Origin of the sequence: Pseudomonas turukhanskensis (genome assembly GCF_027922365.1) — a bacterium.
GTDB lineage: Bacteria > Pseudomonadota > Gammaproteobacteria > Pseudomonadales > Pseudomonadaceae > Aquipseudomonas > Aquipseudomonas turukhanskensis.
This window is the reverse complement of record NZ_BSFN01000005.1, coordinates 245,507-259,320: the sequence shown is the minus strand read 5'-3', so window position 1 is coordinate 259,320 and position 13,814 is coordinate 245,507. Positions and strand designations below refer to the sequence as shown.

The following is a 13,814-nucleotide window of genomic DNA, read 5'->3' as shown; positions in this document are numbered from 1 at the left end:
ATTTCCAGGGTTCGCCAGCAAGCTGGCTCCTACAGAGGAAATGGCTTAACGGCGAGTGAGCAGAACGCCGGATTCCATATGGTGGGTATAGGGGAACTGATCAAACAGTGCGCAACGCTTGATGCGGTGCGTGTCGTTCAGTTGGGCGATATTCGCCGCCAGCGTTTCCGGATTGCAGGAGATGTAGAGGATGTTGTCGAAGCGCCGAGTCAACTCGCAGGTATCCGGATCCATCCCCGCGCGGGGCGGGTCGACGAACACACTGCCGAATTCATAGGCCTTGAGATCAATGCCCTGCAGGCGGCGGAACGGTCGCACGTCATTCAGTGCTTCGGTCAGCTCTTCGGCAGACAACCGCACCAGCGTGACGTTAGCCACCTGGTTGTCCTCCAGATTGGCCAGCGCGGCATTGACCGAGGTCTTGCTGATTTCGGTCGCCAACACGTTGCGCACGCGGGTGGCCAGCGGCAGCGTGAAGTTGCCGTTGCCGCAGTACAGCTCCAGCAGGTCGTCGCTGCGTTGGCCGAGCGCTTCGTAAGCCCAGTTGAGCATGTGCTGGTTCACCGTGCCGTTGGGCTGGGTGAAGGCGCCTTCTGGCTGGCGGTAGCTGAAGGTGCGGCCGGCGACGTCGAGTTTTTCCACCACATAGTCACGGCCCACCACCAGGCGCTGACCGCGTGAGCGGCCGACGATGCTGACGCCCAGCTCGCTGGCCAGCTGCGCGGCCGCTGCTTGCCATTCGTCATTGAGGGGGCGGTGGTAGCACAGGGTGATCAGGCCATCGCCGGCCAGGGTGGTGAGGAATTCCACCTGGAACAATTTGAAGCCCAGTGCCTTGCTGCCTTGCCACGCAGCTTTCAAACGCGGCATCAATTCATTGATGCGCTGGCTGGCGATGGGAAAGTCTTCCAACAGGATGGGCGTGTGCTTGTCGCCGGCGGCGAACATCGCATAGAAGCGATCCTCGCCTTCACGCCACAGGCGGAACTCGGCGCGCAGGCGATAGAACTCCCGTGGCGATTCGAATACCTGCGGCGCCGGGGCGTCGAAGGGCGCCAGCAGATCGTGCAGGCGTTGCTTCTTTTCGGCCAGTTGGGCGTCGTATTGGCTTGGGTCGAACTGCGGTGCACTCATGCGTTGAACCAACCCAGCTTGATCACGAACAGAATCGAAAGAATCACCAGCGCCGGGCTCAGTTCACGGGCGCGACCGGCCAGCAGCTTGATGGCGGTCCAGGCGATAAAACCAAAGGCGATGCCGTTGGCGATGGAGAAGGTCAGTGGCATGGCCAACGCGGTAATCACCACCGGGGCGGCGACGGTGATGTCGCTCCAGTCGATTTCCGCCAGGCCCGCAGTCATCAGCACGGCCACGAACAGCAGGGCAGGGGCGGTGGCGAAGGCCGGTACGCTGCCGGCCAGCGGCGCGAGGAACAGGGCCAGCAGAAACAGAATGGCGACCACCACGGCCGTCAGCCCGGTGCGGCCACCAGCGCTTACGCCGGCGGCGGATTCGATGTAGCTGGTGGTAGTCGAGGTACCCAGTACCGAACCGACCATCGCCGCGCTGCTGTCGGCAATCAGGGCGCGGCCCATCTTCGGCATATGACCGTCGGCGCGCATCAGGCCGGCTTTTTTCGCCACGGCAATCAGGGTGCCGGAGTTATCGAAGATATCCACAAACAGGAAGGCGAACACCACGGTGACCAGGCCGATATTCAGCGCGCCTTTGATATCCAGTTGCATAAAGGTCGGGGCCAGCGATGGCGGCATCGAGAACACGCCACCGAACTGCGACACGCCCAGGGCAATGCCGGCTGCGGTGGTGACCAGAATGCCGATCAGTACGGCGCCGGTGATCTTGCGGGCTTCCAGGGCAACGATGATAAAAAAGCCGAGGATGGCCAGCAAAGGCTCTGGCTTGCTCAGGTCGCCCATACCCACCAGGGTGGCCGGGTTGGCAACGACGATGCCGGCTTCTTTCAGCGCGATCAGCGCCAGGAACAGGCCGATACCGGCGGCAATGGCCGAGCGCAGTTCCAGCGGAATGCTGTTGATGATCCATTCACGGATGCGAAAGATCGACAGCACAAAGAACATGCACGCCGAGATAAATACCGCGCCGAGCGCCACCTGCCAGGTGTGGCCCATGTGCAGCACAACGGTGTAGGTAAAGAAGGCGTTCAGGCCCATGCCCGGTGCGAGTGCAATCGGGTAGTTGGCGATAAAACCCATGATGGCCGAGCCGATGGCGGCGGCCAGGCACGTGGCGACGAAGATGGCGCCTTTGTCCATGCCGGTTTCGCCGAGGATGCTCGGGTTGACGAACAGGATGTAGGCCATGGTCAGGAAAGTCGTGATCCCGGCAAGGATCTCGGTGCGCACCGTGGTGTTATGTGCGTTGAGTTGGAACAGTCTTTCCAGCATGGGGATGGGCTCCGCGGATGTGATCAGTGGCCGTCTTGTTTATAAACCGAATGCTCAGAAGCAAAGCACAGCCGCCTGGCTGGCGCTGGTTTTGCCCGTTCTCGGTGTATAGGGTGCGGCGAAAAAAGCGGCGCATCATACCAGTTCGCACGGCGGTGCTTGTGCCTTGTATCGGGCGCAGTGCTTAAAGGGGAAAGGTCGGAAAGGGAGAGTGAAGCGGGCCCGCATACGAAAAATGTATGTAGGGAACGGCTGTTTGACGCTAGCCGGACTTCCGACTTTAACGAGACGGTGCGGGTACGCCAAGGGCTTTTCGTCGCACCGAAAAATAAACCCGGCAAACGCAAAAATTACTTTTTCCTGTCACCTTTTTTGGAGTATCTAAAAGACAGACCGCCGAGTTCTGCAGCACACGTTGTGTGCAGTATCCCCCGCTGCGGCCGGGGATATCGGTGGTTCGTGCGGCGGAGCGCTGTTCCGGCATTCCGTCGCTTGGCTCCTACAAGAAGGTGACCGAGTATGGATGACCACGGACGCTCCAGCCCTACTGCTCCAATCCTCTACGCCCTCGATACCAACGTTCTGATCCACGACCCCAACGCCCTGCTGAACTTCCAGGAACACCACGTAGCCATCCCCATGACAGTTCTGGAGGAACTGGACAAGCTTAAAACCGGCAAGCAAGGCGTCGCAGCAGAATGTAGGCAAGCCATCCGCCTGATCGACAAGATTCTAGGCGGTGCCACCCCCGAAGAAGTGGAACATGGTGTCGCCATCCAGCGCGACAAAAGCGGTCCCTGCGGTTACCTCTCCATCCTTATGAGTCGGCGTGCCGAGCCCATTACCTGGCTGCCGGAAGATCTCAACGACAACAAGATCATCAATCAACTGGTCGACTTGCAGTCACGCAAGCCGGGCTTGTCCGTGGTGCTGGTCACCAAAGACATCAACATGCGCCTCAAGGCGCGCGCCTGTGGCATTGAATCCGAGGACTACCACACCGACCAGTTGGTCGACGATATTTCGCTGTTGCCCCGTGGTTATCACACCCTTACCGGCTCGTTCTGGGACCGCGTGAGCAAGGTCGATACCCGTCAGGACCGAGGCCGCGCCTGGCACCGTGTGCAGATGACCGACAACTTGCCGGCCGTGCATATCAACGAATTCATCATCGACGAGCAGGGCTTTGTCGGCTGGGTCAAAGGCATCAAGGCCGATGAACTGCTGATTCTCGACCTGCATCAGGAGCCTTTGCTGCACCAGGAAGCCTGGGGCCTGCGCCCGCGGGACATCTATCAGAGCCTGGCGCTGTTCGCCTTGCTCGATCCGGACATTCACCTGGTCAACCTTTCCGGCGCCGCCGGTTCTGGGAAAACCATCCTGGCGCTGGCTGCTGCTATCGAGCAGACCATGGTCACCAAGCGCTATCGCCGCATCATTGCAACTCGCAGCGTACAGGGGCTGGATCAGGAGATCGGTTTTCTACCGGGCACCGAAGCGGAAAAAATGGAACCGTGGCTGGGCGCCATTACCGACAACCTCGAAGCCCTGCATATGGACGACGAGAACACCCACGGCAGCGTGGACTACATCCTGGGCAAGGTGCCATTGCAGTTCAAATCGCTTAACTACATTCGCGGGCGCAGCTTCCAGCAAAGCCTGATTCTGATCGACGAATGCCAGAACCTGACGCCGCACCAGATGAAAACCATCATCACCCGTGCCGGTACCGGTTCCAAAGTGGTGTGCCTGGGTAACCTGGCGCAGATCGATACGCCGTATCTGTCGGCGCCCAGTTCGGGGCTGACCTACCTGACCGAACGCTTCAAAGACTTCCCCCATGGGGTGCATATCACCCTGCAAGGGGTGCCACGTTCGGTGCTGGCCGAATACGCCGAAGCGAATATGTAGAGGCGTTTTGCAGGATAAAAAAGCCGGGCCATGTGCCCGGTTTTTTTGTAGCGTGATTTCTTGCTGTTGTGTCCGGCTTGGGATTCTGGATCCCCGCCTGCGCGGGGATGACGGGTGTCTTGGCAAAAACCTTCGTCATCCCCGGGTAACGAGATGGCCAACCCTGTTAGGAACCCGTGTAGCTCTCGATTACTTCCTGCGCCGCGCGGAACGCTTCGGCCACGGCCGGCACGCCGGCATACACCGCGCAGTGCAGCAGCGCTTCGCGGATTTCTTCCACGGTGCAGCCGTTGTTCAACGCGCCGCGCACATGGCCTTTGAGCTCTTGCGGGCACTTCAAGGCAGTAAGGGCGGCGAGGGTGATCAAACTGCGGGTTTTCAGCGGCAGCCCTTCACGGCTCCACACCGAACCCCAGGCGTGTTCGTTGATAAAGTCTTGCAGCGGTTGGGTGAAGTCAGTGGCGTTGTTCAGGGCACGGTCGACAAAGGCGTCGCCCATGACCTGACGGCGTACCTGTTCGCCGGGTTTGGATTGCTCGCTCATAAGGGCTCCTGATTCAGTCGAGGCTCTGCACGCGCACCGGCGCCGTGCCGGCCTTCAGCATGTCGAGCTGTTCAGCGGCGGACTTGGAAATATCGATCAGCCGTTTGCGGTTAAACGGCCCACGGTCGTTGATACGCACCACTACGGTTTTGTTGTTGTCCAGGTTGGTCACCTGCACCCGGGTGCCGAAGGGCAAAGTGCGGTGGGCGGCGGTCAGTTGCGCCTGATCGAAGCGCTCGCCGCTGGCGGTTTTCTTGCCTTGGTGCTTGGCACCGTAATAGGAGGCTTCGCCACTTTCATTGTAGTGGCCGCTGTAGCGCTCATGGTCGTTGTCGTCGCTGGGGGTGGTGCGAAAAGAAGGGGTGGTACAGGCGCTCAAGAGCGCTAGAAAGCTTCCTGCCAGTAGAACGCGCCACATACCTGTGTCTCCGAAATTTGTAATACCCTCTCCCCCAGCCCCTCTCCCGCTAGCGGGCAGAGGGGTGCTAATCGGCAACTCGTTCTAGTTCCCTCTGCCCGCTGGCGGGAGAGGGTTAGGGAGAGGGTTTTGCCGTTAACCTTCCAGCTTCTGCTTCAACAGCTCATTCACCTGCTGCGGGTTGGCTTTACCCTTCGAAGCTTTCATCGCCTGCCCCACAAAGAAGCCGAACATCTTGCCGCGCTTGGCTTCATCGGCGGCGCGGTACTGCTCAACCTGCTCGGCGTTGGCTGCCAGCATTTCATCGAGCACTGCCGAAATGGCGCCGCTGTCGGTGACTTGCTTGAGGCCCTTGGCTTCAATGATTTCATCGGCGCTGCCTTCGCCATTGGCCATCGCTTCAAACACCATCTTGGCGATCTTGCCGGAGATGGTGTTGTCGGTGATGCGCTTGAGCATGCCGCCCAGTTGCGCAGCGCTGACCGGCGAGGCGTCGATTTCCACGCCTTGCTTGTTGAGCAGGCTGCCCAGTTCAACCATCACCCAGTTGGCCGCCAGCTTGGCGTCGCCACTGATGCCCACCACCTGTTCGAAGTAGTCGGCTTGCTCGCGGCTGGAAGCCAGCACGCTGGCGTCGTAGGCGCTCAGACCAAACTGCGCCTGGAAGCGCTCGCGTTTTTGCGGCGGCAGTTCCGGCAGGGTGGCGCGGGTGGTGTCCAGAAACGCGTCGTCGATGATCACCGGCAGCAGGTCGGGGTCGGGGAAGTAACGGTAGTCGTTGGCTTCTTCCTTGCTGCGCATGGCGCGGGTTTCGTCTTTGTTCGGATCGTACAGGCGGGTTTGCTGAATGACCTTGCCGCCGTCTTCGATCAGCTCGATCTGGCGCTGCACTTCAGTGTTGATCGCCTTCTCGATAAAGCGGAACGAGTTGACGTTCTTGATCTCGCAGCGGGTGCCGAACTCGGCCTGGCCTTTGGGGCGCACCGACACGTTGCAGTCGCAGCGCAGCGAGCCTTCGGCCATGTTGCCGTCGCAAATGCCCAGGTAACGCACCAGGGCGTGAATGGCTTTTACGTAGGCCACGGCTTCCTTGGCGCTGCGCATGTCCGGTTCGGAGACGATTTCCAGCAGCGGGGTGCCGGCGCGGTTGAGGTCGATGCCGCTCATGCCGCTGAAGTCTTCGTGCAGACTCTTGCCGGCGTCTTCTTCCAAGTGCGCGCGGGTGATGCCAACGCGTTTGACCGTGCCGTCTTCCAGGGTGATATCCAGGTGGCCCTTGCCGACAATGGGCAATTCCATCTGGCTGATCTGGTAGCCCTTGGGCAGGTCCGGGTAGAAGTAGTTTTTGCGGGCGAACACGTTGTGCTGGCCGATTTCGGCGTCAATGGCCAGGCCGAATTTTACGGCCATGCGCACGGCTTCTTCGTTGAGCACCGGCAATACGCCGGGCATGCCCAGGTCGATCAGGCTGGCCTGGGTGTTCGGCGCGGAACCAAAGGTGGTGGCGCTGCCGGAGAAAATCTTCGATTGGGTGGCGAGCTGGGTGTGAATCTCCAGCCCGATAACAACTTCCCATTGCATGGTGTATCTCCTCAGAAGCCTGTCGGTGTGCGCGTGTGCCAGTCAGTGGTGAGCTGGTACTGGTGAGCGACGTTGAGCAGGCGACCTTCCTGGAAGTAAGGCGCGAGCAGTTGTACGCCAACCGGCAAGCCGTCGACGAAACCGGCCGGCATGGAAATGCCCGGCAGGCCCGCGAGGTTGGCGGTGATGGTGTAGACGTCTTCGAGGTAGGCGGCGACGGGGTCGTTGTTTTTCGCGCCGATCTTCCAGGCCGGGTTTGGCGTGGTTGGGCCGAGAATCAGGTCGACGTCCTGGAAGGCGGCCATGAAGTCGTTCTTGATGAGGCGACGAATTTTTTGCGCTTGCAGGTAGTAGGCGTCGTAGTAGCCCGCCGACAGGGCGTAGGCGCCAACCATGATGCGGTTCTGCACTTCCGCGCCGAAGCCTTCGGCACGGGAACGCTTATAAAGGTCGGTGAGGTCTTTGGGGTCTTCGCAGCGGTAGCCGAACCGCACACCGTCAAAACGCGACAGGTTGGACGAGGCTTCTGCCGGAGCGATGACGTAGTAGGCAGGAATGGCGTGCTGCATGTTTGGCAGGCTGATTTCCTTGACCACGGCACCGAGCTTTTCCAGCTCTTTGACACTGGCGTGGATCAGCTCGGCAATGCGCGGGTCGAGGCCAGCGCTGAAGTATTCCTTCGGCAAGCCAATGCGCAGACCTTTGATGGAGTCGCCGAGAGTGGCGGAGTAATCCGGCACCGGCTCGTCGACGCTGGTGGAGTCTTTGGCATCGAAGCCAGCCATGCCTTGCAGCAACAGCGCGCAGTCTTCAGCGGTACGGGCCAGCGGGCCGCCCTGGTCGAGGCTCGAAGCGTAGGCAATCATGCCCCAGCGCGACACACGGCCGTAGGTGGGCTTGAGGCCGGTGAGGTTGGTCAGCGCCGCGGGCTGGCGAATCGAGCCGCCGGTGTCGGTGCCGGTGGCCGCTGGCAGCAGGCGTGCAGCCACAGCAGCAGCCGAACCGCCGGACGAGCCGCCCGGAACGTGTTCCAGGTTCCACGGGTTTTTTACCGCGCCGTAGTGGCTCGACTCGTTGGCCGAACCCATGGCGAACTCGTCCATGTTGGTCTTGCCCAGGCTCACGGCGCCGGCGGCGGCAAGCTTGGCGACCACGGTGGCATCGTAGGGCGCGGTGAAGTTGTCGAGCATCTTCGAGCCGCAGCTGGTGCGAATGCCCTGGGTGCAGAACAGGTCTTTGTGCGCCAGCGGGGCGCCGAGCAGGGCACCGGTTTCGCCAGCGGCGCGGCGCTCGTCAGCGGCCTTGGCCTGCTGCAACGCGCTGTCCTGGGTGACGGTAATAAAGCTGTTGAGCTGCGGGTCCAGCTGGGCGATACGCGCCAGCAGGCTTTGGGTCAGCTCTACAGATGAGAATTTCTTGGCCGCGAGGCCTTGGGCAATCTCGGCCAGGGTCAGTTGATGCATGTCCACGTCCTTAATTACTCAATAACCTTGGGAACCAGATAGAGGCCGTCTTGTACGGCCGGGGCGATGGCTTGGTAGGCGTCGCGCTGATTCTGTTCGGTCACCTGGTCTTGCCGCAGGCGCTGGGTCGCTTCCAGTGGGTGGGCCAACGGCTCGATGCCGGTGGTGTCCACCGCTTGCATCAGATCGATCAGGCCCAGGATGTTATTGAGTGTTTCAGTGGTGCGGGGGATATCGGCTTCGTTCAGACCCAGTCGGGCCAGATGAGCGATTTTCTCCACCTCGGAGCGTTCAAGCGCCATCGGGTGTTCTCCAATTAATAGAACGGCCTGTGAGAGGCGAGTAGAAGTCCGTAGGGAATGTCGTACGGAACGGATAAGATCAGCGCGCGGTCATAAGCCGCTAACTGGGCGCCAATGCCGGGAAAAGGCGCCAATTTAACATATTGGCGCCTTGCCCAAAATCCCCGTCGTTGTTAGAGTTTGCGCCACTTTTTTACCCACGCGTTGCCTAGGGTCCCTATCCCATGTTTAAGAAACTGCGTGGCATGTTTTCCAGTGATCTCTCGATCGACCTGGGCACTGCCAATACCCTGATTTATGTTCGCGAACGCGGCATCGTGCTGAACGAGCCATCCGTGGTCGCCATCCGCACCCACGGCAACCAGAAGAGCGTTGTAGCGGTCGGAACCGAAGCCAAGCGCATGCTGGGCCGTACACCGGGCAACATTGCTGCCATTCGCCCGATGAAAGACGGCGTGATCGCCGATTTCAGTGTCTGCGAAAAAATGCTTCAGTATTTCATCAACAAAGTGCACGAAAACAGCTTTCTGCAGCCCAGCCCTCGCGTGCTGATCTGCGTACCGTGCAAATCCACCCAAGTAGAACGTCGTGCCATTCGTGAATCGGCCCTCGGTGCCGGTGCTCGTGAAGTGTTTCTGATTGAAGAGCCAATGGCCGCTGCCATCGGTGCCGGCCTGCCGGTAGAGGAAGCACGCGGTTCGATGGTGGTGGATATCGGTGGTGGTACCACTGAAATCGCCCTGATTTCCCTGAATGGTGTGGTGTATGCCGAATCCGTTCGCGTGGGCGGCGACCGCTTCGACGAAGCGATCATTACCTACGTACGCCGTAACTACGGCAGCCTGATCGGTGAATCCACCGCTGAACGCATCAAGCAGGAAATCGGCACGGCCTACGCCGGTGGCGAGCTGCGTGAAGTGGACGTGCGTGGCCGTAACCTGGCAGAAGGCGTACCGCGCAGCTTCACCCTGAACTCCAACGAAGTGCTCGAAGCGCTGCAAGAGTCGCTGGCCACCATCGTGCAAGCGGTGAAAAGCGCCCTTGAGCAATCGCCGCCGGAACTGGCTTCCGACATTGCCGAGCGCGGCCTGGTGCTGACCGGTGGGGGCGCGCTGCTGCGTGACCTCGACAAGCTGCTGGCCCAGGAAACCGGTCTGCCGGTGATCGTCGCCGAAGACCCGCTGACCTGCGTAGCACGCGGTGGCGGCAAGGCTCTGGAGATGATGGACCGCCACACCATGGATCTGCTGTCGAGCGAATAATCGCTGTCAGTTGTACCGTGCATGCAGTAGTCGTTGGGCCCACTCCGGTGGGCTCATTGCATTTATAACGGTGCTTAGCCTTACACTCCGTCAACCTGCCAGCGATGCGGACCGTATGAACATTCAATTCAGCGTTGGAGCACTTAGCCATTAAGCCGCTCTTTGCCAAGGGACCCTCGTTGGGGGTACGCCTGCTGGTGCTGGTTGTACTGTCGGCCACGCTGATGGTGGTCGATGCCCGCTTTGAATCCCTCAAGCCCATGCGCAGCCAGCTCGGTCTGGTGCTGACACCGTTCTATTGGCTGGCCGATTTCCCCGTACGCTTGTGGGATGGCGCGACGCAGCAGTTCACCAGCCGTAGCGAATTGCTGGGCGAGAACGAAAAACTCAAAGCCGAAGCCCTGTTGATGCAGCGTCGTCTGCAAAAACTGGCAGCCCTGACCGAGCAGAACGTGCGCCTGCGCGAGTTGCTCAACTCCTCGTCCCTGGTGGATGAAAAGGTATTGGTCGGCGAGCTGATCGGTGTAGACCCCAACCCGTTCACCCATCGAATCCTGATTGATAAGGGTGGCAAGGACGGCGTGTTCCTCGGCCAGCCAGTGCTCGATGCCCGCGGCCTGATGGGCCAGGTGGTCGAAGTGATGCCCTACACCTCGCGGGTACTGCTGCTCACCGATATCACCCACAGCATTCCCGTGCAGGTAAACCGCAATGGCTTGCGCGCCATCGCCAGCGGCACCGGTAACCCGGAACGTCTGGAGTTGCGTCACGTTGCCGATACCGCCGATATCAAAGAGGGCGATCTGCTGGTGAGCTCGGGCCTTGGCCAGCGTTTCCCGGCCGGTTATCCGGTGGCCGTGGTGAAGGAAGTGGTGCATGACTCTGGCCAGCCGTTCGCCATCGTTCGCGCTGTGCCGACCGCCGCGCTGAACCGCAGTCGTTATGTGCTGCTGGTATTCACCGACACCCGCACGCCGGAACAGCGCGCCACCGATTCGGCCGAAGCGCAGGAAAAGGTCGACCGTCAGGCCGAACAGAAGGCGGCTGAAGCTCTGCAAGGCACTACTCCGGCGGCAGCCCCGGCGCCTGCTGCAACACCCGCACCCGCACCCGCTCAGCCGCCTGCTCCGGCCAGCGCGCCCATCACCGCGCCCGCCAAGCCTGCAACCGCGCCGGCCAAACCCATCACCGCCCCGGTAAAACCCGCCACGCAAGGAGAGCGTCGATGATCGGTCTACGCCCGCGTAACGGTTGGGTGATCTGGTTCAGCCTCGCCCTGGCGCTGCTGCTGAGCGTGGCGCCGTTGCCCGACTTCATGGAAGTCGGGCGCCCGCTGTGGCCCGCCTTGATCCTCACCTACTGGGTATTGGCCCTGCCGCACCGCGTGGGCATGACCACCGCCTGGTTGCTCGGCGTGGGCGTGGATGTGCTGTACGGCACACTGTTGGGGCAGAACGCGCTGATTCTCACGCTTATCACCTTCCTGGTGCTCAGCCTGCACCAACGCCTGCGCATGTTCCCCATGTGGCAACAGAGCCTGGTGCTGCTGGTGGTGTTTGGCTTGGCCCAGCTGGTGCAGTTGTGGCTCAATGCGTTGACCGGTAACCGCCCACCCACCTTGGCCTTTGTGCTGCCGGCCCTGGTCAGCGCGTTGCTCTGGCCCTGGGTGTCGGTGGCGTTGCGCGGTGTACAGAAGCGTTTGAACGTCAACTAAGCGCGGCAGGCTTTTTCCTGCTGGCGCACTGCTCGACAGGGAGAGGTCTGCATGGCCACGCTATACCTGGCCTCCGGGTCTCCACGCCGGCGCGAACTGCTGACGCAGATCGGCGTGGCCTTTTCTACCCTTGCTGCCCCCATCGACGAGAGCGTGCTGCCGGGCGAGCCTGCTGAACGTTACGTACAGCGTCTGGCCCAGGCCAAAGCCACCGCTGGCCTGGCGACCTTGCCTCAGCCAACCGATGCCGTCGTGCTGGGCGCCGATACCGCCGTGGTGGTCGATGGCCGGATTCTCGGCAAGCCCACCGACCAGGCTGATGCCCTGGCCATGCTGAACCTGCTTTCGAACCGTGAACACCAGGTGTTGACCGCCGTGGCGCTGGCCAACGGGCACCGCAGCGAGGTGCGTCTGGTCAGCAGCGACGTGCGTTTTCGCGCTATCTCTCCTACCGAAGCACACACCTATTGGGCCAGCGGCGAGCCGCAGGACAAAGCCGGCGGCTACGCTATTCAGGGCCTGGCCGCCGTATTCGTCAGTGGCATGCGCGGCAGCTATTCCGCCGTGGTCGGGTTGCCGCTGTGTGAAACTGCTGCCTTACTCGCCGAATTCGGCATCCCCTGCTGGCAGGCCTTGAGCGAGAGCCGTCATGAGTGAAGAAATCCTGATCAACATCACCCCCATGGAATCGCGCGTGGCGGTGGTGGAAAACGGTGTACTGCAAGAAGTGCACGTCGAGCGCACGCAGCGCCGCGGCATTGTTGGCAACATCTATAAAGGCAAAGTGGTGCGGGTGTTGCCGGGTATGCAGGCGGCGTTCGTCGATATTGGCCTGGAGCGTGCGGCGTTTATTCATGCCTCGGAAATCTCTACCCGCGAAGGCGCGGCGGTAGAAAGCATCAGCGCCCTGGTGCACGAAGGGCAGAGCCTGACCGTGCAAGTGACCAAGGACCCCATCGGCAGCAAAGGTGCTCGCCTGACCACCCAACTGTCGATCCCGTCGCGCTACCTGGTGTATATGCCGCGCACCAGCCACGTCGGCATTTCGTTGCGCATCGAAGATGAAGTCGAGCGTGAGCGCCTGAAAAAAGTGGTGGCCGATTGCATCGCCGCCGAAGGCATCGAGGAAGCCGGCGGTTTTATTCTGCGCACTGCCGCCGATGGTGCAGGCGCCGATGAAATCGTCGCCGATATCCGTTACTTGCGTCGGTTGTGGGGCCAGATCGGCACCCAGATGAAAACCGCGCCGACGCCCTCGGTAATTTACGAAGACCTAAGTCTGGCGCTGCGCACTTTGCGGGATCTGGTCAGCCTGCGTACTGAGAAACTGCGGGTCGACTCGCGGGAAACCTTCCAGAAAGTCACCCAGTTCGTCGAAGAGCTGATGCCGGAAGTGGCTGACCGCATCGAGCATTACCCGGGTGAGCGACCCATTTTCGACTTGTATGGCGTCGAAGACGAAATCCAGAAAGCCCTGGAACGCAAGGTGCCACTGAAATCCGGCGGCTACCTGATCATCGACCCGGCCGAAGCGATGAGCACCATCGATGTGAACACCGGCGCGTTCGTCGGCCATCGCACGCTGGAAGAAACCATCTTCAAGACCAACCTGGAAGCGGCCACTGCCATTGCCCGCCAACTGCGCCTGCGCAACCTGGGCGGCATCATCATCATCGACTTTATCGACATGGAAGATGAGGAGCACCAGCGCCAGGTACTGCGCACCCTGGAAAAACAACTGGAGCGCGACCACGCCAAAACCAACATCATCGGCATCACCGAATTGGGCCTGGTGCAGATGACCCGCAAGCGCACCCGCGAGAGCCTGGAGCAGATCCTTTGCGAGCCGTGCATCAGCTGCCAGGGGCGCGGGAAACTGAAGACCCCGGAAACGATCTGCTACGAAATCTTCCGCGAAATTTTGCGTGAAGCGCGCGCGTACCAACCCGAAGGCTATCGTGTGTTGGCCAACCAGAAAGTGGTCGACCGCCTGCTGGATGAGGAATCGGGTAATGTGGCCGACCTTGAGAGCTTTATTGGCCGCACCATCAAATTTCAGGTCGAGAGCATGTATTCGCAGGAACAATACGACGTGGTCCTACTCTGACTCCTCTCGTGACCTTAACCGCCCACCCCGATAACGGCGGCTCGCCCGACTTGACTCGGCCCCAGAACAAAAGGAAAGCCCGCTGA

At 60.8% G+C, this 13,814-nt stretch carries 13 protein-coding genes; 6 read left to right on the top strand and 7 right to left on the bottom strand.

Annotated features, from left to right (window positions below):
• Positions 1 to 45: 45 nt before the first annotated feature.
• Positions 46 to 1,134 carry a tRNA (uridine(54)-C5)-methyltransferase TrmA gene (gene trmA, locus PKE98_RS11580; RefSeq protein ID WP_271195433.1) on the bottom strand — a complete coding sequence of 363 codons (1,089 nt, stop codon included), beginning with the start codon at positions 1,132 to 1,134 and terminating at the stop codon, positions 46 to 48.
• Positions 1,131 to 2,426 (bottom strand): NCS2 family permease, encoded by a 1,296-nt coding sequence (locus PKE98_RS11575; RefSeq protein ID WP_271195432.1) that lies wholly within the window; start codon positions 2,424 to 2,426, stop codon positions 1,131 to 1,133. Before PKE98_RS11575 ends, trmA begins: the two co-directional genes overlap by 4 nt.
• A 519-nt stretch (positions 2,427 to 2,945) precedes the next feature.
• Between PKE98_RS11575 and PKE98_RS11570 the strand changes: the two genes are divergently transcribed.
• The gene (locus PKE98_RS11570; protein ID WP_271195431.1) at positions 2,946 to 4,337 is read left to right on the top strand and encodes a PhoH family protein; all 1,392 of its coding nucleotides are present in this window, start codon (positions 2,946 to 2,948) and stop codon (positions 4,335 to 4,337) included.
• 166 nt (positions 4,338 to 4,503) lie between these two features.
• On the opposite strand, the gene PKE98_RS11565 is transcribed toward PKE98_RS11570, so the two are convergent.
• From PKE98_RS11565 to gatC, 5 genes are all read right to left on the bottom strand, one after another.
• Positions 4,504 to 4,881 (bottom strand): carboxymuconolactone decarboxylase family protein, encoded by a 378-nt coding sequence (locus PKE98_RS11565; protein WP_271195430.1) that lies wholly within the window; start codon positions 4,879 to 4,881, stop codon positions 4,504 to 4,506.
• Positions 4,882 to 4,894: 13 nt separating this feature from the next.
• The gene (locus tag PKE98_RS11560; RefSeq protein ID WP_271195429.1) at positions 4,895 to 5,299 is read right to left on the bottom strand and encodes a septal ring lytic transglycosylase RlpA family protein; all 405 of its coding nucleotides are present in this window, start codon (positions 5,297 to 5,299) and stop codon (positions 4,895 to 4,897) included.
• A gap of 135 nt (positions 5,300 to 5,434) precedes the next feature.
• Entirely contained in the window at positions 5,435 to 6,880 is a 1,446-nt protein-coding gene (gene gatB / locus PKE98_RS11555; protein ID WP_271195428.1) for an Asp-tRNA(Asn)/Glu-tRNA(Gln) amidotransferase subunit GatB, read from the bottom strand.
• Between the two features lie 11 nt (positions 6,881 to 6,891).
• The gene (gatA, locus tag PKE98_RS11550) at positions 6,892 to 8,343 is read right to left on the bottom strand and encodes an Asp-tRNA(Asn)/Glu-tRNA(Gln) amidotransferase subunit GatA (protein WP_271195427.1); all 1,452 of its coding nucleotides are present in this window, start codon (positions 8,341 to 8,343) and stop codon (positions 6,892 to 6,894) included.
• A 14-nt stretch (positions 8,344 to 8,357) separates the two neighbouring features.
• Positions 8,358 to 8,645, bottom strand: a complete 288-nt coding sequence (gene gatC / locus PKE98_RS11545) for an Asp-tRNA(Asn)/Glu-tRNA(Gln) amidotransferase subunit GatC (RefSeq protein WP_271195426.1) — start codon at positions 8,643 to 8,645, stop codon at positions 8,358 to 8,360.
• A gap of 224 nt (positions 8,646 to 8,869) precedes the next feature.
• Here gatC and mreB point away from each other — a divergent pair, with 224 nt between their 5' ends.
• From mreB to rng, 5 genes are all read left to right on the top strand, one after another.
• Positions 8,870 to 9,907 (top strand): rod shape-determining protein MreB, encoded by a 1,038-nt coding sequence (mreB, locus tag PKE98_RS11540; protein WP_108096189.1) that lies wholly within the window; start codon positions 8,870 to 8,872, stop codon positions 9,905 to 9,907.
• A 149-nt stretch (positions 9,908 to 10,056) separates the two neighbouring features.
• On the top strand, positions 10,057 to 11,136 hold the full coding sequence (gene mreC / locus PKE98_RS11535; RefSeq protein ID WP_271195537.1) for a rod shape-determining protein MreC: 1,080 nt from the start codon (positions 10,057 to 10,059) through the stop codon (positions 11,134 to 11,136).
• The gene (mreD, locus tag PKE98_RS11530; RefSeq protein ID WP_271195425.1) at positions 11,133 to 11,621 is read left to right on the top strand and encodes a rod shape-determining protein MreD; all 489 of its coding nucleotides are present in this window, start codon (positions 11,133 to 11,135) and stop codon (positions 11,619 to 11,621) included. The genes mreC and mreD overlap by 4 nt, the downstream gene beginning before the upstream one ends.
• A 51-nt stretch (positions 11,622 to 11,672) precedes the next feature.
• Positions 11,673 to 12,278, top strand: coding sequence for a Maf family protein (locus tag PKE98_RS11525; RefSeq protein WP_271195424.1), 606 nt, complete (start codon positions 11,673 to 11,675; stop codon positions 12,276 to 12,278).
• Positions 12,271 to 13,728 carry a ribonuclease G gene (gene rng / locus PKE98_RS11520; protein WP_271195423.1) on the top strand — a complete coding sequence of 486 codons (1,458 nt, stop codon included), beginning with the start codon at positions 12,271 to 12,273 and terminating at the stop codon, positions 13,726 to 13,728. Before PKE98_RS11525 ends, rng begins: the two co-directional genes overlap by 8 nt.
• Positions 13,729 to 13,814 lie beyond the last annotated feature (86 nt).

Bases quoted from the DNA above. Each gene is read 5' to 3' on its own strand.
- rng (WP_271195423.1), top strand. From the start codon at position 12,271: ATGAGTGAAGAAATCCTGATCAACATCACCCCCATGGAATCGCGCGTG.
- PKE98_RS11560 (WP_271195429.1), bottom strand. From the start codon at position 5,299: ATGTGGCGCGTTCTACTGGCAGGAAGCTTTCTAGCGCTCTTGAGCGCC.
- mreB (WP_108096189.1), top strand. From the start codon at position 8,870: ATGTTTAAGAAACTGCGTGGCATGTTTTCCAGTGATCTCTCGATCGAC.
- PKE98_RS11525 (WP_271195424.1), top strand. From the start codon at position 11,673: ATGGCCACGCTATACCTGGCCTCCGGGTCTCCACGCCGGCGCGAACTG.
- gatC (WP_271195426.1), bottom strand. From the start codon at position 8,645: ATGGCGCTTGAACGCTCCGAGGTGGAGAAAATCGCTCATCTGGCCCGA.
- PKE98_RS11575 (WP_271195432.1), bottom strand. From the start codon at position 2,426: ATGCTGGAAAGACTGTTCCAACTCAACGCACATAACACCACGGTGCGC.
- gatB (WP_271195428.1), bottom strand. From the start codon at position 6,880: ATGCAATGGGAAGTTGTTATCGGGCTGGAGATTCACACCCAGCTCGCC.
- trmA (WP_271195433.1), bottom strand. From the start codon at position 1,134: ATGAGTGCACCGCAGTTCGACCCAAGCCAATACGACGCCCAACTGGCC.
- gatA (WP_271195427.1), bottom strand. From the start codon at position 8,343: ATGCATCAACTGACCCTGGCCGAGATTGCCCAAGGCCTCGCGGCCAAG.
- PKE98_RS11570 (WP_271195431.1), top strand. From the start codon at position 2,946: ATGGATGACCACGGACGCTCCAGCCCTACTGCTCCAATCCTCTACGCC.
- PKE98_RS11565 (WP_271195430.1), bottom strand. From the start codon at position 4,881: ATGAGCGAGCAATCCAAACCCGGCGAACAGGTACGCCGTCAGGTCATG.
- mreD (WP_271195425.1), top strand. From the start codon at position 11,133: ATGATCGGTCTACGCCCGCGTAACGGTTGGGTGATCTGGTTCAGCCTC.